At 74.6% G+C, this 20,056-nt stretch carries 16 protein-coding genes; 11 read left to right on the forward strand and 5 right to left on the reverse strand.

The genetic code is table 11. The features are described from left to right. The 3 genes from CHF15_RS01325 to CHF15_RS01335 all read left to right on the forward strand — a co-directional run bounded on the left by CHF15_RS01325 (position 1) and on the right by CHF15_RS01335 (position 3,329). Positions 1 to 1,275: a hypothetical protein gene (locus CHF15_RS01325; RefSeq protein ID WP_089221698.1), complete on the forward strand. Its 1,275-nt coding sequence runs from the start codon at positions 1 to 3 to the stop codon at positions 1,273 to 1,275. Next, positions 1,268 to 2,497, forward strand: a complete 1,230-nt coding sequence (locus tag CHF15_RS01330; protein ID WP_089221699.1) for a patatin-like phospholipase family protein — start codon at positions 1,268 to 1,270, stop codon at positions 2,495 to 2,497. The genes CHF15_RS01325 and CHF15_RS01330 overlap by 8 nt, the downstream gene beginning before the upstream one ends. A 250-nt stretch (positions 2,498 to 2,747) precedes the next feature. Further along, the gene (locus CHF15_RS01335; protein ID WP_089221700.1) at positions 2,748 to 3,329 is read left to right on the forward strand and encodes a hypothetical protein; all 582 of its coding nucleotides are present in this window, start codon (positions 2,748 to 2,750) and stop codon (positions 3,327 to 3,329) included. A gap of 1 nt (position 3,330) precedes the next feature. Here the strand turns inward: CHF15_RS01335 and CHF15_RS01340 are convergent, their stop codons facing one another. The 4 genes from CHF15_RS01340 to CHF15_RS01355 all read right to left on the reverse strand — a co-directional run bounded on the left by CHF15_RS01340 (position 3,331) and on the right by CHF15_RS01355 (position 8,257). Beyond that, the gene (locus tag CHF15_RS01340) at positions 3,331 to 4,539 is read right to left on the reverse strand and encodes an acyltransferase family protein (protein ID WP_089221701.1); all 1,209 of its coding nucleotides are present in this window, start codon (positions 4,537 to 4,539) and stop codon (positions 3,331 to 3,333) included. 29 nt (positions 4,540 to 4,568) lie between these two features. Then, positions 4,569 to 6,686, reverse strand: coding sequence for a bifunctional polysaccharide deacetylase/glycosyltransferase family 2 protein (locus CHF15_RS01345; protein ID WP_089221702.1), 2,118 nt, complete (start codon positions 6,684 to 6,686; stop codon positions 4,569 to 4,571). Beyond that, entirely contained in the window at positions 6,683 to 7,330 is a 648-nt protein-coding gene (locus tag CHF15_RS01350) for a hypothetical protein (RefSeq protein ID WP_089221703.1), read from the reverse strand. The genes CHF15_RS01345 and CHF15_RS01350 overlap by 4 nt, the downstream gene beginning before the upstream one ends. Before the next feature lie 150 nt (positions 7,331 to 7,480). Further along, on the reverse strand, positions 7,481 to 8,257 hold the full coding sequence (locus CHF15_RS01355) for an SDR family oxidoreductase (RefSeq protein ID WP_089221704.1): 777 nt from the start codon (positions 8,255 to 8,257) through the stop codon (positions 7,481 to 7,483). A 34-nt stretch (positions 8,258 to 8,291) separates the two neighbouring features. Between CHF15_RS01355 and CHF15_RS01360 the strand changes: the two genes are divergently transcribed. Both CHF15_RS01360 and CHF15_RS01365 read left to right on the forward strand, forming a co-directional pair. Continuing rightward, entirely contained in the window at positions 8,292 to 8,606 is a 315-nt protein-coding gene (locus CHF15_RS01360; RefSeq protein ID WP_089221705.1) for a 4a-hydroxytetrahydrobiopterin dehydratase, read from the forward strand. A 924-nt stretch (positions 8,607 to 9,530) separates the two neighbouring features. Continuing rightward, positions 9,531 to 11,180, forward strand: coding sequence for an alkaline phosphatase D family protein (locus CHF15_RS01365; RefSeq protein ID WP_089221706.1), 1,650 nt, complete (start codon positions 9,531 to 9,533; stop codon positions 11,178 to 11,180). A gap of 6 nt (positions 11,181 to 11,186) precedes the next feature. Here the strand turns inward: CHF15_RS01365 and CHF15_RS01370 are convergent, their stop codons facing one another. Further along, positions 11,187 to 12,197 carry a Gfo/Idh/MocA family protein gene (locus tag CHF15_RS01370; protein WP_089221707.1) on the reverse strand — a complete coding sequence of 337 codons (1,011 nt, stop codon included), beginning with the start codon at positions 12,195 to 12,197 and terminating at the stop codon, positions 11,187 to 11,189. An 81-nt stretch (positions 12,198 to 12,278) separates the two neighbouring features. On the opposite strand from CHF15_RS01370, the gene CHF15_RS01375 reads away from it, so the two are divergent. From CHF15_RS01375 to metG, 6 genes are all read left to right on the forward strand, one after another. Further along, entirely contained in the window at positions 12,279 to 13,571 is a 1,293-nt protein-coding gene (locus CHF15_RS01375) for a multidrug effflux MFS transporter (RefSeq protein ID WP_375817157.1), read from the forward strand. Between the two features lie 38 nt (positions 13,572 to 13,609). Beyond that, positions 13,610 to 13,807, forward strand: a complete 198-nt coding sequence (locus CHF15_RS01380; RefSeq protein WP_018556880.1) for a hypothetical protein — start codon at positions 13,610 to 13,612, stop codon at positions 13,805 to 13,807. Further along, positions 13,773 to 14,861, forward strand: coding sequence for a serine hydrolase domain-containing protein (locus tag CHF15_RS01385; RefSeq protein WP_089221709.1), 1,089 nt, complete (start codon positions 13,773 to 13,775; stop codon positions 14,859 to 14,861). Before CHF15_RS01380 ends, CHF15_RS01385 begins: the two co-directional genes overlap by 35 nt. A gap of 257 nt (positions 14,862 to 15,118) precedes the next feature. After that, on the forward strand, positions 15,119 to 17,275 hold the full coding sequence (locus CHF15_RS01390) for a SpoIIE family protein phosphatase (RefSeq protein ID WP_089221710.1): 2,157 nt from the start codon (positions 15,119 to 15,121) through the stop codon (positions 17,273 to 17,275). A 57-nt stretch (positions 17,276 to 17,332) separates the two neighbouring features. Beyond that, on the forward strand, positions 17,333 to 18,103 hold the full coding sequence (locus CHF15_RS01395; protein WP_089221711.1) for a CDP-alcohol phosphatidyltransferase family protein: 771 nt from the start codon (positions 17,333 to 17,335) through the stop codon (positions 18,101 to 18,103). 142 nt (positions 18,104 to 18,245) lie between these two features. Beyond that, positions 18,246 to 19,817 (forward strand): methionine--tRNA ligase, encoded by a 1,572-nt coding sequence (gene metG, locus CHF15_RS01400; RefSeq protein ID WP_089221712.1) that lies wholly within the window; start codon positions 18,246 to 18,248, stop codon positions 19,815 to 19,817. The last annotated feature ends 239 nt before the right edge of the window (positions 19,818 to 20,056 follow it).

A 20,056-nucleotide genomic window follows, 5' to 3' on the forward strand; every position in this document is an offset into this window, starting at 1 on the left:
GTGCGCGACGTCGACCTGCGGGAACTGCGCAGGCGCATCCCGATCGCCGGCAACCGGGCGCTGGCCGAGATCGTCGACGGCCTGGAGACGGCCGAGAACCTGACCGCCGCCCGGGTGGAGCACGGCTTCTTCAGCCGGGTCATCCTGGGCTGGAACCGCAAGGACCGGCAGCGCGCCCTGGAGTCGCAGGCCGCGCTCGCCCTCACCCAGCGGCGGATGGTGGCCTGGGCCCAGGAGACCGCCCGGCACCTCGCGTTCACCGACCTCACCGTGGGGCTGCTCGCCATGGAGGTCGAACAGCTCCAGGACAGCGTGCTGGAACTGCGCGAGGCCAACCGCCAGGCGTTCCGGGAGATCCGCGAACTGGCCGCGGTGCTCGCCGAGTTCATCGACGCCGTGGACCTCCGGTTCGCCGAGATCGACGAGCGCCTCGACGGACACGAGCGGATCCTCGACACGCACGCCCGTGCCCTGCTGGAGCTGGACCGGCGGGTGCTCGCCACCGAGCTGTGGCAGTCGGCCTGGGCCGACGGGGACCTGGCGGTGCGGCGCTGGCGCCACCAGGGCGCGTACGCCGGGCTGCCCTGGCCGTGCCAGGTGCTGCTGCTGGCCCGGGAGTGCGCGACCGGACGGCAGGGGCTGCACGAGTTCGTCACGGGCGACGAGGCCTGGCGGGAGCGCCTGGCCGACGACGTCCTCGCCGACCCGCGCGCGGCAGCGGCGGCGCAGGCCTACTGGCCGGCCAGGCCGGCGGCGGATCCCGGGCCGGGGACGGGACCGGCGGTGCCCGCGGCGCCGTCCTACCGCGAGGTCGCGGAGTCCGTACGCCGGGCGCGGGGCCCGCGCCCGGCGCCCGGCGGCCGCACCCCGGCGGACGATCCGCTCCCCGTGCCGCACCGCCGGCAGGTGCGGTCCCTGCTGGAGCGGATCATCGCCGACATGCCGGACGCCGACGAGCGGCGGATGGTCGCGGAGGTCGCTGGCATCGGCCTGTCCGCGCGGCTGCGGCCGCCGCACCGGCCGATCGGCTACGCCGTCGCCCGCGCGCTGGACCTGTCCACCCGGCCGCCCGCGCGCCGTCCGGAGGACCCGGCCCGCGTGGCCGTCGAGGACGCCCGCCGCGACTGCGGCCACGTACCGGCCGTGACCCAGGAGGAGTTCGTCCGCGGCGTCGTCCACGAACAGGCCGACGCCGCCCGTCAGGCGCGGGCCGCGCTGCGCACCGAGACCGAGAAGCGACGGGGGACGGGGGAAGGGGGAGGGCCCGATGCCTGAGCACCAGGGGGAGGTCCGGGGGGCGGGGGCCGTGGGGCCCGCCGGACCCGGTCCGGGCATCGGGCCCCACGGCGGGAGCGGTCCGCGGCCGGACCGCTTCGGGGACCTGCGGCGGCGCGCCGCGGGCATCGGGTCCGCACCGCTGCCGCAGTACGGCACGGCCGCGGACCCGGGCACGGGGGCGGTACCGGCCCCGGACCGGTGGGAGACCGCACAGGGGACGGCCTCGCACCGGTTCGGGCTGGTACTGGCGGGCGGCGCCGCCAAGGGCGCCTACCAGGTGGGCGCGGTCGAGTGCCTGGCCCACCACGGCGCGCGGATCACCGCGATCGCCGGGACCAGCATCGGGGCGCTCAACGGGGTCGCGCTGGCCGGCGCGCCCAACCTGCGGGAGGGGGCGGCGCGGCTGGCGGACCTCTGGCGCGACTTCACCTCCCGCATGGGCGACGCCCCGTTCGGAGGCCGGGCCGCAGCGGACGGGGCCGTCTCCGAGTCGCTGCTGCAGCGGTTCGGCAACCTCGCGCCCCGGGTGGCGCGCCTGCTCGGCGCGCACGGCGACCTGGAACGGCTCGCCGACCGCGCCATCGACGCGGCCGCGCTGCGGCACCCCGCGGCCGTCACCATGAGGGTCGCGGCGTACCCCGTCCTGGCCCCGCACCCGCTGCCGCACCTGCGGGCCGGCCAGATGGCCGCCGAGTGGCTGGCCGGACTCCTCGGCAGCCGCTCGCGGATCCTCCACCTCAACGGCCTGGAGCACGCGCAGATCAAGGAGGCGGTGCTGGGCAGCGCCGCGCTTCCGTTCCTGTTCGCGCCGCGCCAGGTCGCGGGGGAGTACTACCGCGACGGCATGCTCGGCCGGGACAACACGCCGATCCGGGCGCTGGCCGATCTCGACCGCTGCGACATCGTCGTCGTCGTCCAGCTCGCCCCGGGCGAGACCGTCCGGCAGATCGAGCACCCGGGGCTGACCCTGCTGCGCGTCCGCCCGTCCCGCCCGCTCACCCCCGAGGGCACCCTGGGCACCCCCAGCGGGCTGCTGGACTTCTCACCGGCCGCCTTCGAGCGGCTGCGGGCCCGCGGCTACGAGGACACCGAGCGCCTGCTCGCCAGGACCGCCGGCCTGCTGGGCGCGGCGCACGAGGTGCGGGCGGCCGAGGAGTTCATGGCGGACGCGGTGCAGCGGGTCGTCGACAAGGGCCGCCGGCTGCGCGGCGGCCCGTGAGGCGCGGGGTCACGGGGGCCCTGCCGCAGGTTCCGCGGTGGGTGCCCGGAAGCCGGGGGCGGGCGGTCACCGGGCGGTGGACGCCGTCGGTGACGTGCGCAGGCCGGTCCGGGGGCCGGGGCCGGGGCCGGCGCCGTTCGCCGCCGATCCGGCGCCGGGCACGCGTGCACACTGCCGGGAACGGGCAATGCCCGCGGGCACGCGGACCTGCCACCCTCGCCGTGGCGGCGGCGCAGGGGGAGGAGCCCAGATGGCAGGCGGCGGTGACGGCGGCGCGTTCTTCTCGGTGATCTGGGGGCTCGGGGCGAGCGGCTTCGGCTGGATCCTCGTGACGGACTTCCGGGGCGCGGCACGTCGCTTCCACGCGATGTCCGCACGGTCGGTGCCCTTCGGCGGAGACCGGCCCCCGGTCGTGGGCGTCGGGTTCGTCCGCTTCGTCGCCGGGGTGTTCGCCCTCGCCGGACCCGTGGTCCTGGTCACCGGCCTGCTCGACCTCGTCCGGGACCCGGCGGCGCCGGAGCCGATGCCCCGGCCGCCCCTTCCCCTGGCCGTGTTCGCAGTCCTCGGTGCCGGGGTGGGGCTGTGGACCTTCTGGCGGCGCTCCGGCGTGCTCCGCCCCGAATGGGCGCAGGGCGGAACCCTCCGGCGGGCGGCGGCGGTCGTGCTCACGGGGGTGCTCGTCGCCTTCCCGGCCCTGCTCGTGCTCGGCCGGACGACGCCGATGCTCCTGGTCTGGCTGCTCGGCGGAGCCGCGGGCGTCGTCCTGCTGCCCGGCCGGCGGGACGGGACGGGGTCCGGTCCCGGCGCGGACGACGTCCGGGCGCCGCGCTGACTCAGCGGGCCCCGGCGGCCCGGCCGCGGGCCCGCCGGCCGCGTTTCCTGCCGCCCGCCGGCCACAGGCGCGGCCGGCGCCGTGAGGCGAGGTCCTCGGTCCAGCCGACCAGCACGACGGCCGCCCCGATGAGCGGCCAGACGACGAGGAACTGGAACCAGGTCGCGTCGAGCGGGAGATGGGCCTCGAAGAAGGGCACGTCCCACATCAGGTCGATCAGCGGGACGCTGGCGAAGAGCGCGACCTCGTGCCACAGGTAGACCGTGACGGCGCGGGCGTTGAGCAGGCCCACCGCTCCGTCCGCGCCGGGCACCCGGCGCATCCGGCGCGGCCGGAAGCGCAGCAGCAGAAGGACGAAACCGGCCGACCACAGTGCCTGGGCCAGCGGGATCTCACCGAGGTCGATGCCCTCGTCGGTGGGGTGGGTGTACGCGAACCAGCCGCCCGCGACGAGGCAGAGCGCGGCGGCGGCGACCACCGTGCGGGCCCGCAGGGCGTCCAGCAGGCCGTCGCGGTGCGCGAAGCCGAGCAGCCAGCAGGCCGCGAAGGTGACGAGGTCGACCACCGGCGTGAGGGCCGGCTCGGCGAGCGGCAGCCGGTCGTACTGGGCGAGGACGACGAGTGCGCCGCACGCCGTCAGGCACGACCGCGGCGCCGCCCGGAAGGCCTTGAGCAGCCACGGGGAGAGCAGCACGAGCCACAGGTAGGTGCGGATGTACCAGAGCGGGGCGATGATCTGCTCGGCCCAGGCGGTGCCGGGCGGGTCCGCCAGCGGCAGGATCCACAGCAGCATCCGGTGCCAGGAGTGCGGCCGCCAGCCGTGGAGCAGCATCAGGACGGTCACGGCCGCGGCGAACAGCCAGAAGGGCACCAGCAGCCGCCGCAGCCGGCCGCGTACCACGGACAGCGCGGGCCGCTGCAGCGAGTGCGCCGCCAGGGACCCGGCCAGGGCGAACATGATGCCGATGGACGGGAAGAGCAGGGTCAGCCAGGCCCAGCCGAAGGTGTGGTAGACGACCACTCGCACCAGGGCGAGGGCGCGCAGCAGGTCGAGGTAGCGGTCCCGGCCGCCGCCCCCGCCGCCGCTCCCGGAGGAGGCGGCGGCGGGGGCGGCCGGGGCGGCGCCCCGTGGACCCGGCAGGTGCGTCCCGGCGCCGTCCGCGGGCCGGGGCGGGGCCGCCGGGGCTCCCGCCTCGCGTGCTTCGGGCATGGGGTGACTCCTCGGGAGGGTACGGGTGTTCAGACGCGGCCTGCGGTGCCGCTGCCGACGGTCGGCGCGCCGACCTCGCCGGTGCGCCGCAGCTTGTGCCAGCCCAGCCGACCGCCGTTGACGGCCGTCACACAGGACTGCAGCAGCACCAGGTACATCAACTGCCGGTACAGCACCTGCTGGAGGGGCAGCGGCCACAGGTCCCGCAGCGGTTCGCCGTCCAGCCGGAAGGCGTACGCCGCACAGGCGGCCTGCACAGCGAGCACGCCCGCCCACGCGAGCGCGGTGCGAAACGGGTCCATGAAGACCAGCCCGTAGATCGCGAACACGTCGATGAGCGGCGCCAGCAGCGGCGCGAGCACCTGGAAGAGGACGACCAGCGGCAGCCCGACCCGGCCGAAGCGCCCGGAGTGGCCGCGGTCCAGGACCGCCCCGCGGTGCTTCCACATCGCCTGCATGGTGCCGTAGCTCCAGCGGTACCGCTGCTTCCACAACTGCCGCACCGAGGACGGAGCCTCGGTCCAGGCGCGGGCGTTCTCCGCGTACACCACGTGCCAGCCGGCCCGGTGCATCGCCATCGTGACGTCCGTGTCCTCGGCGAGGGTCTCGTCGCTCATGCCGCCGACGTCGCGCAGCGCGTCCCGCCGGAAGGCGCCGCACGCGCCGGGGATGGTGGGCATGCAGCGCAGCAGGTCGTACATGCGGCGGTCGAGGTTGAAGCCCATCACGTACTCGATGTGCTGCCAACGCCCGATCATCCGGGTGCGGTTGCCGACCTTGGCGTTGCCGGCGACCGCGCCGACCCGCGGGTCGCCGAAGGGCTGCACCAGTTCGCGGACGGTGGCCGGCTCGAAGACCGTGTCGCCGTCCATCATGACGATCAGGTCGTTCCTGGCGTGCGCCACCCCGTTGTTGAGGGCCGCGGGCTTGCCGCTGTTGGGCTGCCGCACGACGGTGACGCCGGGCAGGTCCAGGGCCTCGACGATGTCGGCGGTGCCGTCGGTCGAGCCGTCGTCGACGACCACGATCTCCACGGGGTGGTCGCTCGCGGCGAGGGAGCGCACGGTGTGGGTGATGCACTCCTTCTCGTTGTACGCGGGCACGATGACGCTCACCGGTTCGGTGACCGTCGGCCCCCAGGTGAAGCCGGGTGCCCGTCGCCGCCGCGCGTGCCGGCGCGCCAGCACCAGCATGGCGGCGAACCGGGCCAGGACCAGCAGGCCCACCCCGGCGAGCACGACGGCCAGCGTGGGGACGGCGGCCTCGGAGAGCTCCACCGCGGCGACGAAGACCCGCCCCTTCCACAGTTCCGAGCCGGTGACCTTGCCGTTGGTGGACGTGGCGCCGACCGCCCCGCCCACGGTGTCGAAGCGGTAGCCGCGCTCCTTGAGCAGCGGGATCAGCCGGTCCAGCGCCGCCACGGTCTGCGAGCGGTCGCCGCCGGCGTCGTGCAGGAGCACGATCGCGCCCTGGCCCGGCTTCGCCGGCACGGAGGCGTCCACGATCGCCTGCACGCCGGGCCGCCGCCAGTCCTCGGCGTCGCGGTCGATGAAGGCGGTCACGTAGCCCTGCCTGCCGACCCGCTGGACGACCGGCCAGGACAGGTCGTCCAGCGCGTCGGCGGTCGAGGAGTACGGCGGACGGAACAGGGAGGTGTGGATGCCGGCGGCCCCCGCGAGCGCCAGCTGGGTCTGGGACAGCTCCCGGTCGATCCGCCCCGGCGACTGGTACACCAGGTCGGGGTGGGAGAAGGTGTGCACGCCGATCTCGTGGCCCTCGGCGACCATCCGCCGGATCAGCCCCGGGTGCCGGGCGGCCATGCCGCCGGTCACGAAGAAGGTGGCGCGTACCTGCTGCCGCTTGAGCACGTCGAGCACCTCCGGCGTCCAGACCGGGTCGGGTCCGTCGTCGAAGGTGAGGGCGATGGTGCGGTCCGGGGTGCGGTACGAGCGGGGCTTGTCGCCGGTGGCGTCGACCACCGGGCCGCCCTCCAGCACCGCCTCCGGCACCTTGTCCGCCGAGACCGGCGGGTGGACCCGGTGGTCGGCCTCGAAGTCGCCGCGTACGTAGCCGCCGAGCAGCAGGACGCACACGAGCACCACGAGGGCGAGCAGGGGTATGACGAGGCGGGGGCGCAGGGCGGTCACTGTCCGCCCTGCGGCTGCTGGTCGACCGGGGCGTCGGAGACACCCGGTGCGGGGGACGCGGAGGTGCTGGGCTGCCCCGACGGGGAGCCGGACGGCACCGGTTCGGTCGCGGTCGCGACGGTGGTCGGGGTCGGGGCGGCCGGGCTGCCCGCGGTCGCCCGCGGGGTGCCGGGGGCCCCGCCGCCCTTGGCCGGGCGCTTGGTCGGGGAGGCGCTGGGGCTGGCGGAGGACACGGAGCGGACCGCACCGGACGGGGACGGCGCGGCCGCCGCCCCCGCCCGGATGAAGCCCGCCGTCGCCGGGGGTGCGGCCTGGTCGGCCGGTTCGTCGAGTTCTCCCGTCCCCGAGGAGCCCGCGTCGTCCGGCGCTGTGCTCGGCACCCCCGGCAGCGGCAGCAGCGTCTTCGGCGCGATCGGCGTCGCGCCGGAGAGGCTGAGCCCCAGCGCCGCCGTGTAGACGGAGCATGCCGCGGCGACCAGCCAGCCGGCCCTGCGTACCGCGCGGGCCCGTCTCCCGCTGGAATCGACGAACACGGGACCGGGCAGCGCTATCAGCTCGGTCTCCGGCTCGGGGGCCCCGGCCTCGGACCCGACTTCGTCTGCGGGTGGTTCTGACCATACGTCGCGGTGGTGCTTGGAGAGCATGCCGCAACGTAACGCGACGCAAGCAGTCCTATGGGACGTATTTCGGACTTGACCATTTTCGGGGGTGAAGTGGTCGAATCCGGCCGCGGGTGGCTGTGGCCCGACCCCTGCCCCGGGCCCTGCCCACGGCCGCGCCCCTCGGTCGTGTCCTCAACCGCGGCCGATGTAGGGCATGTTCGTCGCCATCACGGTCGCGAACTGCACGTTCGCCTCCAGCGGGAGCGAGGCCATGTGCGCGACGGTACGGGCCACGTCGCCGACGTCCATCCGCGGCTCGGTCGTCAGCCGCCCGTCCGCCTGAAGGGTCCCGGCGGCCATCCGCTCCGTCATCTCCGTGGCCGCGTTGCCGATGTCGATCTGGCCGCAGGCGATCCGGTACGGGCGGCCGTCCAGCGACAGGGACCGCGTCAGCCCGGTGACGGCGTGCTTGGTCGCCGTGTACGGCGCGCTCAGCGGCCGCGGCGCGTGCGCGGAGATCGACCCGTTGTTGATGATCCGGCCGCCCTGCGGCCGCTGCGCGCGCATCGCCCGGAAGGCGGCCTGCGCGCACAGGAACGCCCCGGTGAGGTTGACGTCGACGACGCCACGCCACTGCTCGTACGTCAGCTCGTCCAGCGGAACGGCGGGCGCGCCCGTACCGGCGTTGTTGAACAGCAGGTCGACGCGGCCGAAGCGGGCGTCCACGGCGGCGAACAGCGCGGCCACCGCCTCCGGGCGGGTGACGTCCGTCGGGATGACCGCCACCGCCTCGTCCGGCAGCCCCTCGGCGGTACCGCGCAGCGCCGCCTCACGCCGGCTTGCCAGGGCCACGGCCCAGCCCGAGGCCGCCAGTTCGCGTGCCACCGCCCGCCCGATGCCGGACCCGGCCCCGGTGACCACCGCGACCCGGAGCGCCGCGCCCGTTCCATTTCCCGCGATCTCAGTCATGGCTCCGCAGGGTATGCGGTGCCACGATGAAACCATGTCACCCTACGCCGAGCCCCTGTCGCACAAGGAGATCGAGGACCGCCTCGCCGAGCTGCCCGGCTGGTCCCTCACCGAGGACGGCATGAGCCTGCAGCGCACGTACCGGCTGCCGCACATCCCGGCTGCGGTCCTCGTGATGCACATCGCGCAGATCCAGGACGAGCTGAACCACCACAGCGACCTGACGCTGGGTTATAACTCGGTCGACGTCTCCGTCACCACGCACGCGGCGGGCGGCCGGCTCACGGAGCGGGACTTCGGCCTGGCCCGGCGCATCGAGGACATCGCCCCGGCCCACGGGGCCGCGTAGCGGCGCTGTCCGCGGCCTGGGGGTTCTTCCGGTCGTCCACCTCTTCCGGGCGCGAGGTGTGCGGTGCCTTGGCGGCGGTGCGGTCCTTGCTCCGGCGTGGCCATGCCGTGGTCGCCCGAGGGATGTACCGGCTTTCCGGCCTCCGCGCCGGCGAGGGACGGGGTGGCCGGTGACGCCCGCGCCGCTGTGCCGGCCGGCGTCCGCGCAGCGGGATTCGGTCTGGCCCACGGGGCCGCGTAGCGGCGCAGTCCGCGGCTCGGGGGGTTCTTCCGGTCGTCCACCTCTTCCGGGCGCGAGGTGTGCGGTGCCTTGGCGGCGGTGCGGTCCTTGCTCCGGCGTGGCCGTGCCGTGGTCGCCCGAGGGGTGTACCGGCGGGGTCGCCCTCGCGGTCCGGCCGCACCATGCGCGCCCAAGGGGAGGTCGGGACCGCCGGTCCACCGTCGCCTTCCGCACCCTGCGCCCTGTATGCGAGCCGTCGCGTACTCGCCGTCCTCGACGTCGGTCGCCACGCGATTCGTGACGTACCGTCACCGACACTGTCAGGACCGGGCCGGAGGTCCGCGGCCGGGGGCGGGCGGGCCCGCCCCGTGCATCCGATCCCGCGCCACACGCGTGGTGACGACCCGTCATGCCAGTCCCCCGCAGGGGTGACCTGCGGCGCCCGCTGTCACCGGTCGGGGTGATCTTGGCCGGGGCGTCCCGCCCGACGTGCCAAGTGGGGGGCTCCCCGGACGGAGGGCTTCGCGTCGCGGGGGTGGAGCGCGGCGGTTAGGGTGGCCGTTCCGGGTCGCCGAGGTGACGCGGCGTCAACAGCGTGGCAGGGGCGCCGTGGTCCGAACGGGGGGTTCCGGGAGCTCGTGCGCACGTGAACATCCCCCTGGCGACCGGACCGGGGCCGCGCAACCGATCGCCGGGGAGGGGCACATGACGCACCCGCAGGGTCACGGCCGTCACGACCGCATCCTGCGCGCCGCCGCCGCGCTCCTCGACCGCCGCCGCTTCCTGACCGTCACGGGGGCCGCCGCGACCCTCGCGTTCAGCACGAACCTGCCCGTCGCCGGTGCCGCCCAGGCGGCCGAGGCGGTGCCCGGGGCGCTCACCGAGTACCCGTTCACGCTGGGCGTCGCCTCGGGCGACCCCACACCCTCGGGGGTCGTGCTGTGGACACGGCTCGCGCCACGCCCGTACGAGCCGGCGCCGGGCAACGGACTCCCCGAGGCGGCCCGTGTGCCCGTCCAGTGGGAGATCGCCCGGGACGACCGGTTCAGGCGGGTCGTCCTGCGCGGCATCGCGACGGCGCACCCGGAGTTCAACCACACCGTGCACGTCGACGCCCAGGGCCTCGCACCCGACCGGGTGTACTACTACCGCTTCCGCGCGGGCCCGTGGATCAGCCCCCCCGGCCGTACCCGCACCGCCCCCGCGCCGGGCTCCCTCCCGTACGAGATGCGCCTGGCCGCGGTGAGCTGCCAGGCATACCACGACGGGTACTTCACCGCGCTCGGCCACCTCGCGGACGAGGACGTCGACGCCGTCTTCCATCTGGGCGACTACCTCTACGAGTACGCCGTCGGCGCCACCGGCGGCGCCCGCGCCTACACCGACCGCACCTTGCCCCCCTGGTTCGCCAAGGAGACGGTCACGCTGGAGGACTACCGGCTGCGGTACGCCCTCTACAAGTCCGACCCCGACCTGCAGGCCGCCCACGCGGCCTTCCCCTGGTTCGTCACCTGGGACGACCACGAGACCGAGAACAACTACGCGGGCGGTTCCGACGAGAGCGGCGGCCCCGGCGACGAGTTCCTCGTCCGCCGCGCCGCCGCCTACCGCGCCTACTGGGAGAACCAGCCGCTGCGCCTCCCGCAGCTCCCGCAGGGCCCGGACATGACGCTCTACCGCCGCTTCCACTACGGACGGCTCGCGCAGTTCGACATCCTCGACACCCGTCAGTACCGCACCGACCAGGCGTACCGCGGCCGCTGGCACCCCCCGGGACCGGAGTCGCAGGACCCGGCGCGCACCATCACCGGGGCGACCCAGGAGCGCTGGCTGCTGGACGGCTTGCGCAACTCGCACGCCACCTGGAACGTGATCCCGCAGCAGGTCGTAATGTCCCGGCGGAGGAGCGGCACCGCCGCCGCGTCCCCGCTCAGCATGGACGCCTGGGACGGCTACCCCGGCTCCCGGGACCGCGTGCTGGCCGGGGCGGGCGCCGCCGGCGTCGAGAACCTGCTGGTGCTCACCGGGGACGTGCACGTCCACTACGCGATGGACATCAAGGCGGACTGGGACGACCCCACCTCGCGCACCATCGGCACCGAGCTGGTCACCAGCTCCGTCACCAGCGGCCGCGACGGCTCCCCGCGCCCGTCCGACTGGTCGGCGGTCATGACGGCCAACCCGCACCTGCGGTTCTACGACGGCCGCCGCGGCTATGTGACCGTCCGGCTGGACGCCGAGGAGGCGCGGGCCGACTTCAAGACCGTCGACTCCGTGACCACCCCCGGCGCCGCCCTGACCACCGCCGCGTCCTTCGTGACCGAGGCCGGGGACCCCGGTCTGCGGGAGACCTGACGGGGGTCAGTGCTCGCCGGGGTAGCGGACGCCGATCCGGTCCCGGACCGTGTCGAGCGTCCGCATGACGGCGAGGCTGCCCTCCAGCGGCACCAGCGGGGACTCCCGCTCGCCCGCGCGCAGGCAGCGCATGACCTCGGCCGCCTCGTGCTGCAGCCCGCGCAGGCCGTCGTCCGGGGCGCCGAACTCCTCGGGCTCGCGGCCCTCGCGGTGCAGCACGAAGCGGTCCGGGTGGAAGAAGCTCGCCGGAACCTCGATCCGTCCCGCGGAGCCGGTGACCACCGCGGTCTGGGCGGTGTCGGCGGTGAGGGAGCAGCTGAGCACCGCCATGGCCCCGCTGTCGTAGCCGAGCAGCATGCCGGTGTTGTCGTCCACGCCGTCCTCGGTCAGGTGGGCCCAGGCCTGGACCTCGTCGGGCTCGCCGAGCAGCAGGTGGGCGAAGGAGACCGGGTAGACGCCCAGGTCCAGCAGGGCGCCGCCGCCGAGTGCGGGGTCGAGCAGCCGGTGGCCGGGGTCGAAGGGACCGGCGAGGCCGAAGTCCGCGTGCACGCTGCGCACCTCGCCGATCGCCCCGTCCGCGACCAGCTCGGTCAGCTGCCGCACCACGGGGTTGCAGTAGGTCCACATCGCCTCCATCAGGAAGCGTCCGTGGGCCCGGGCGAGGTCGGCCAGCTCGCGCGCCTCGACCGCGTTGACGGTGAAGGGCTTCTCGCACAGCACCGACCGTCCGGCCCGCAGGCACAGCCCGGCCGCGACGCGGTGCGCCGAGTGCGGGGTGGCGACGTACACCACGTCCACGCCCTCGTCGTCGGCGAGTTCGGTCCAGCTGCCGTACGCGCGCGGGATGCCGAAGCGGTCCGCGAAGGCACGCGCGGAGTCGAGCCGGCGCGAGCCGACCGCGACGATCTCGGCCTCGTCCTTCAGCTCGCGCAGGTCCTCGGCGAAGGACGCGGCGATGCCACCGGTGGCCAGGATGCCCCAGCGCACTTTCCTACCGGAACCGACCGATTCCGTCATGAATCTGCCCCCACCTGGCCTCGACCACCTCGTGATTGCTGAGAGCATAGAGAACGATTCACACACCACGGAGAGAGACCCATGCCGGAAGCCGGCGCGACCCCGCCCGACCAGATATCCACACCGGGGCCGTCAACCCCGGTACGACGCGCCGGAGAGATCCCAGGAGCTCGCACCAGCCTGATGGTGACGTTCCTCCTCGGCGCACTCAGCGCGCTCCCCGCACTCTCCATGGACATGTATCTGCCGGCCCTGCCGCAGGTCACCGAGGAACTGCGCAGCCCCGCCGTCACGGTGCAGCTCACGCTCACCGCGTGCCTGGCCGGACTCGCCCTGGGCCAGCTGGTCGTCGGCCCGATGAGCGACCGCTGGGGCCGCCGCCGCCCGCTGCTGGCGGGGATGGTGCTCTACGTCCTGGCCACCGCCGTCTGCGCCCTCGCGTCCACCACGGAACTGCTGATCGGCTTCCGGCTGCTGCAGGGCCTCAGCGGCGCGGCGGGCATAGTGATCGCCCGCGCGATCGTCCGCGACCTCTACGACGGCGTCGCGATGGCGCGCTTCTTCTCCACCCTGATGCTGATCTCCGGGGTCGCGCCGATCGTCGCGCCGCTCATCGGCGGCCAGGTCCTGCGGCTCACCGACTGGCACGGGGTCTTCGTCGTGCTGACCGTGGTCGGGGTGCTCCTGACCCTCGTGGTGTGGCGCTGCCTGCCGGAGACGCTGAACCCCGGGGAGCGGCACAGCGGCGGGCTGGGCGAGACGCTGGGGGCGATGCGCGGCCTGCTCGCGGACCGCGCGTTCACCGGCTACATGCTCACCGGCGGCTTCACCTTCGCGGCGCTGTTCGCGTACGTCTCCGCGTCCTCGTTCGTCGTCCAGGAGATCTACGGGGCCTCCCCGCAGACCTACAGCCTGCTCTTCGGCCTCAATTCCGTGGGCCTGGTCGCGCTGGGCCAGGTCAACGGCAAGATCCTGGTCGGGCGGGTCAGCATGGACAAGGTGACCGGGGTGGGCCTGGCGGTGATCACCGCGGCCGCGGCGGTGCTGCTGGCGCTGACCTCGGGATGGTTCGGGCCGGTGGGGCTGCTGCCGGTCGCCGCGGGGCTCTTCGTGCTGATGGCGGCGATGAGCCTGGTGCTGCCCAACACCAACGCGCTCGCGCTGATGCGCACCCGGCACGCCGCCGGATCGGCCTCCGCGCTGCTCGGCACGACCTCCTTCCTGGTGGGCGCCGTCGCCTCGCCGCTCGTCGGCATCGCGGGCGAGCACACGGCGGTGCCCATGGCCGTGGTGCAGCTGGGCAGCGCCCTGGCCGCGGTGGTCTGCTTCGCCGGGCTGTGCCGACCGTGGCGACGTAGTGTGGATGCACGGTGATTCGTGCCGTCATTGCCGCGCCGACTCAGGAGGCAGCGATGTCCGAGCCGATCGACGAGAGCAAGTGGGCCTGGAAGACCGCAGACAGCTGCCTGCACACCGGGTCCGAACATATGATCGATCCGGAGGACCTGGTCATGGCCTCCGGCCGCGAGCCGACGCCGGCCCTCATCGAGAAGGCCCGCAAGTTGCTGGAGGAGCATGGCCCCGCAGCTGTCGAGAGGTACCTCCCGTGATGCGGAGCTGCGCGGCGACGAGCTGAGCCGGCTCGTCACGGACATCACCCCATATCTGGAGCCCGTGCCCCCCTCCGTGCATCCCTGGTGCGCGGGCGCGGTGGTCCTCGCGGGCCGCGGCGGCACGGTCGCCGTCCACGAGGCGGTGGGCTGGGCGGAGCGCTACGCCTCCTACGACGAGAACACCGACCGCGGTGTCGAACTGCCGCGTGAGCGGTGGGTGCCGATGCGGCCGGACACCGTCTTCGACCTGGCGTCGCTGACCAAGCTCTTCACGGCCGTCGTCGCGGTGGGACGGCTGGAACTCGGCCGGGAGGTCGCGGCCTACGTGCCCGAGTTCGGCGCGGCGGGCAAGCGGCGCATCACCGTGGGGCAGCTGCTCGACCACACCTCGGGGCTCCGTCCCGAGCTGCCGTTCCACGACCACGCCGACGCCGAGTCCCGGGCGAAGCTGCTCTGGGAGGAGGCCCCGGTCGTGGCGCCCGGCACCGAGCGGATCTACTCCGACCTCAACCTCATCGCGCTCCAGCACGTCCTGGAGCGGACCACCGGCGAGGCCCTGGACGCCCTCGTGCGGGAGGACGTCACCGACCCGTTCGGGATGTACGACACCCGCTACAACCCGCCCGCCTCCTGGACCCCGCGGATCGCCGCCACCGAGGACCAGCGCAGGCCCTGGGCCCGGCTCGACCGCGGCCCGCTCCGCGGGACCGTGCACGACGAGAACGCCCACGTCATGGGCGGGGTCGCCGGTCACGCGGGCCTGTTCTCGACCGCCTGGGACCTCGCCCTGTTCTGCCGGGCGCTGCTCGACCGCGGCGGCCCCTACCCGGGCTTCGAGGTGGACCGGCCCTGGTTCATGGGCGCCCTCGCGGGGCGCGGCGCGGCCGGCCACACCGGGTTCACCGGCACCAGCCTGGTGATCGACCCCGGTACCGGCGGCTTCCTGGTGCTGCTCGCCAACTCGGTGCACCCCTGCCGTACGTGGCGCGACGGGAGCGCGCCCCGGGCGGCGGCGGGTACCCGGTTCGCCAGGGCCCTCGGCGTGGCGTGAGCCCGGTGGGGCGCATGGGGTGTGTGGGGCATGTGGGGCCACAGGGGCGCGGCGTGCACGGCGGGCGGCGGGGCCGGGCGCCCGAAAGGTGAACAATGCTGTTCATCGGGTAGTTTGGCAGCTGACGTGGGGTGGGGATCCTTCCCGGCAGCCGCGTCGGCCGGCCGGCCCCCACGGCGGAACGGAGGCGCAGGAGGCGATGGTCCCCCAGGTCAGGACGCGACCGGGCCCGGCGACGGCCGGAGGGCGGTGAGGGCATGGCGCCGGAGCTCGCCGGTCTCGTCGCCGCGGACCCCGGTCCGGCGCTGCTGGACTCCCCGCTGAGCCAGGTGGTGCGCGACACGGGCGCCTCCATGGGCCTGATCTACCTGATGACCCCCGAGCAGGACATGCTGCGGCTGACCGTGGTCGTCGGCGTCTCCCGCAAGATCGACACCATCTGGGGACGGGTCGTGCCCAGCGCCTCGAGCCCGGTCGCCGACGCGGTCCGGGAACGGCGCATGGTGCTGCTGGGCGGCCACGAGGACACCGCGCGCGCCTACCCGAGGCTCGCCCTGGTCCTGCCGTACGACTTCCCGCTCGCCGCGGCCCCGATCACCAGCGGCTCCACCATCTGGGGCGCACTGTGCCTGGTGTGGCCGGGCGGGCACCACGGGCACCCCGGGCGGATCACCCGGCGGACCCGCGACGCGTACCGCGGGGCCTGCGACCGCATGGGGCGGCTGCTGCGCAGGGCCGCCGAGGACGGCAGGCCCGTGCTGCCCCCCGACGAGCCGAGGGTGCTGCCCGTGCTCCGCAACCGCACCCACGGCCCGAACGAGGCGATGGCCGCGGCCGACCTCGCCGAACGGCTCCCGGAGGGCTCCTTCGCCCTGGACCTGGAGGGCCGGATCACCTTCGTCACGCAGACCGCCGCCGCGCTGCTCGGGGCCCAGGTGCCCGACCTCCTGGGCACCGAACCCTGGGAGCTGCTGCCCTGGCTGGACGACCCGGTCTTCGAGGACCGCTTCCGCGGCGCGATGATCAGCCGCCGTCCGGGCTCGGCCACGGCGCTGCGCCCACCGGACCGCTGGCTCACCTTCGAGTTCTACCCGGACGGCACGGGCGTCAGCGTCCGCGTCACCCCCGCCCCCACGCCCGAGGCCGCGGAGACGCCCGCGGCGCAACTCCCCGCGGGCCCCACGCCGGACCGGGCCATCGCCCTGTACCACCTGCTGCACATGGCGGCCACGCTCACCGAGGCCGTCGGCACCCAGGACGTCATCGACCTGGTCGTCGAGCAGATGCTGTCGGTCTTCGGCGTGCAGGCCGTGGCGCTGATGACGGCCGAGGAGGGGCGGCTGCGGGTCATCGGGCACCGGGGCTACCACGAGGACTTCATGGAGTCCGTCGACGCCATGCCGATGGACGTCGACAACCCGGCCGTGCGCACCCTCAAGACCGGCGTCCCGGGCTTCTTCGCCAACGTCGACGAACTGCTGCGGATCTACCCGGAGACGGTCGTCCGGGACCGCAAGGCCGCCTGGGCGTTCCTGCCCCTGATCACCTCGGGCCGGCCCGTCGGCTCCATGGCCCTCGCCTACGACCGCCCCCACCCCTTCTCCTCGGGCGAGCGCAGCGTCCTCATCTCGATCGCCGGCCTGGTCGCCCAGGCCCTGGACCGGGCGCGGCTGTACGACGCCGAGCACAACCTCACCATCAGCCTGCAGGCACGGCTGCTGCCCCGGGCCCTGCCGGACGTCCCCGGCCTGGAGGTGGCCGCCCGCTACATGCCGGCGACCCGAGGCATCGACATCGGCGGCGACTTCTACGACGTGATCCGGCTCGACACGACCACGTGCGCCGTGACGATCGGCGACGTCCAGGGTCACAACGTCAACGCCGCCGCGCTCATGGGGGAGGTCCGCACCGCCGTGCGCGCCGTCGCGGGCGCCTCCCCCAGCGAGGTGCTGACCCGCTCCAACCGGCTGCTCGTCGACCTCGACCCCGGCCTGCTCGCCAGCTGTCTCTACGCCCAGCTGGACCTGGAACGGCACACCGCCTGCATCGCGACCGCCGGCCACCCGCCGCCGGTCCTGCGGCATCCCGACGGCAGCACCGAGGTGCTGCCGCTGCCGCCAGGACCGCTGCTGGGCGTGGACCGCGACGCCCGCTACCCGACGACGGAGATCGCGCTGCCGCCCGGAGCGGTGCTCGCGCTGTACACCGACGGCCTGGTGGAGACCCCGGGCGTCGACCTCGACGCCTCCGCCGCCGACCTGGCGGCCCAGGTCGCGCGGGCCGGGCCGGACGCCTCGATGGACGCCCTCGCCGACAGCCTCCTCGGACACGCCCAGCGGTCCGGCCCGCGCAACGACGACATCGCCCTGCTGCTCACCCACGTGACGGGACCGGCGAACCGGCCGCCGGAGTGACGGCCCCTCAGGAGACCGACCGGCCCCCCACGCGGGGCCGCGTCCTGCCATGATGTGATGCGCACGAATGTCGCATTGCTGGGGGATCACGTGACGCTGACCATCGGTGGCGCGCTGCGCGAGCTGCGCACGGCCCAGAAGTCCGCCAAGGGCGTGTCGCTGTACTCGCGCCACATCAACCGCCCGGCCGGCCGGGTGCTCGCCGCCGGCGCCTACCGGGCACGGCTGACGCCCAACCAGGTCACCCTGGTCAGTGCCGCCTTCAGCCTGGGCGCGGTGCTGGCGCTGGCGCTGGCGCGGCCGTCCTGGCCGCTGGCTCTGGCCGTGTACCTCGGGCTCGTCGTCGGCTTCGCCTTCGACTCCGCGGACGGGCAGCTCGCCCGGCTGCTGGGGCGGGGCAGCCCGGCGGGGGAGTGGCTGGACCACGTGGTCGACGCCGGGAAGATCACCGCGATCCACGCGGCCGTCCTGATCTCCTTCCACCGCTTCTTCGACCTGCCCTCCGAGGGCTGGCTCCTGCTGCCGCTCGGCTTCCAGTTCGTCGCCGTGATGATCTTCAGCGGCGGCCTGCTGGCGGACAAGCTCAAGCCGAAGCCCCCCGCCTCCGCGCAGGCGGTCCCGGCCGCCGCGCCGTCACGGCTGCGCGCCGTCGCGCTGCTGCCCGTCGACTACGGGGTGTTCTGCCTGGTCTTCCTCACCCTCGGAGCGCCGCGGGTCTTCCTCGTCGCGTACGCCGCGCTGTTCGCCGTGCACGCGCTCTTCCTCGTCGCCTTCCTCGCGAAATGGTTCCGCGAACTGAGCGCGCCCGCTGCTGGCATCGAGGCATGATCGCGAACCCGCACCACCGGCGAATGACGGCCCCCACCCGGGGCCGCTGACACCGGACGCGTCCGCGTCTTCCGAGGCCCCCTTCCGGGGCCTCGTTCCTTTTGTGCTCGGAGCCCCGCCCCCGTCCCTCCCGGAGGTTCCGATGACCGCACCCCAGACGTCCCGTTTCTACGTCACCACCACCATCCCGTACGTCAACGCCCGCCCCCACCTGGGCTTCGCTCTCGAACTGGTGCAGGCGGACGTACTCGCCCGGCACCACCGCAGGCGCGGCGAACCGGTGCGCTTCCTCAGCGGCACGGACGACAACTCGCTGAAGAACGTGCTGGCCGCCGAGGCCGAGGGCATCCCCGTCCAGGACCTGGTGGACCGCAACGCGGCCGCGTTCGCCGCACTGGACGCCCCGCTCGCGCTCTCCCTGGACGACTTCATCCGCACCAGCCGCGACCCCCGCCACCGCGCCGGCGTGGAGCGGCTGTGGCGCCGCTGCGCCGCCGCGGGCGACCTCTACCGCGAGCACTACGAGGGCCTGTACTGCGTGGGCTGCGAGCAGTTCTACACCCCGGACGACCTGGTCGGCGGCCGCTGCGCCGAGCACGGCACCGAGCCGCAGACGGTCGCGGAGGAGAACTGGTTCTTCCGGCTGTCCCGTCACACCGACGCGCTGCGCGCGCTGATCGAGGACGGGCGGCTGCGGATCGAACCGGCCGCGCGCCGCAACGAGGTGCTCGCCCTGCTCGCCCGCGGGCTGCGCGACTTCTCCGTCTCCCGCTCCCAGACCCGAGCCCGCGGCTGGGGCATCCCGGTGCCCGGCGATCCGGGGCAGGTGATCTACGTCTGGTGGGACGCGCTCGGCAACTACGTCACCAGCCTCGGCTACGGCGGCCCCGACGGGGACGGCGGAGCCGCGTACGACCGGTGGTGGGCGGGCGACGGGCGGCGCGTGCACCTGGTGGGCAAGGGCGTGCTGCGCTTCCACGCCGTCTACTGGCCCGCGATGCTGCTGTCGGCCGGGCTGCCGCTGCCGACGGACATCCTCGTCCACGACTACCTCACGGTGGAGGGGCGCAAGATCAGCAAGTCTTCGGGAACGACGGTCGACCCGGAGGAACTGGCCGCCGAGCACGGCACCGACGCGGTGCGCTGGTGGCTGCTGCGCGAGGTGCCGCGGGTCGGCGACGCCGACTTCACGCGCGAACGGCTGGTCGCCCGCGCCGACGCGGACCTGGCCGGGGGGCTCGGCAACCTGGTGCACCGGGTGGTGACCATGGTCCACCGCTTCCGCGACGGGGTGGTCCCCGCGGCGGAGGGGCCCGGCGAGCCCGGTACGGAGGCCGTGCTGGCGGCCTGTCAGGAGGCGCCGGACGCCGTCGCGGCGGCGCTGCACGACGTGGACTTCCGGCGCGCCACGGCCGCCGTGTGGCGGATCGTCGACGAGGCCAACCGCTGCATCGACGAGACCCGGCCCTGGGAACTGGCCCGCGCCGAGCGCCGCCACCGCAGCGTCGGCGCCGGACGCCGTCTCGACGCGGTGCTGGCCGCCCTCGTACATGCCTGCCGCACCCTCGCCGGCGAGCTGGAACCCTTCCTCCCCGACGCCGCGGCCCTGATCGCCCGCCGCTGCGCCGCCGGCCCGGGCGAGCGGCTTCCGCCCCCCGCCCCGCTGTTCCCGCACTCCACCCACCGGGAGGCCGCCGCGACACCCGGCCCGTGAGGTCGGGGCGGGCCCGTCCGGGCCGGGGCTCGTCGGCGTGTGCGGGTACGCCAAAGCCTTTTTCGCGGCCCTTGCACGGCAGCTCGACTGGGCGCAGGTTGTTCCGCTTCGGAAGCCCGTCCGTACCCGCGGACGGCGACGGGACCCGAGGCCACCGGAAAGGTGACCCGCTCCGGCGCCTGAACCCCGGCCGTCAACCCGCCCGCACCGCCTCCGGGAGCGCCGGACCCCGCCCTCCC

The organism is Actinacidiphila glaucinigra (assembly GCF_900188405.1).
Classification (GTDB): Bacteria; Actinomycetota; Actinomycetes; order Streptomycetales; family Streptomycetaceae; genus Actinacidiphila; species Actinacidiphila glaucinigra.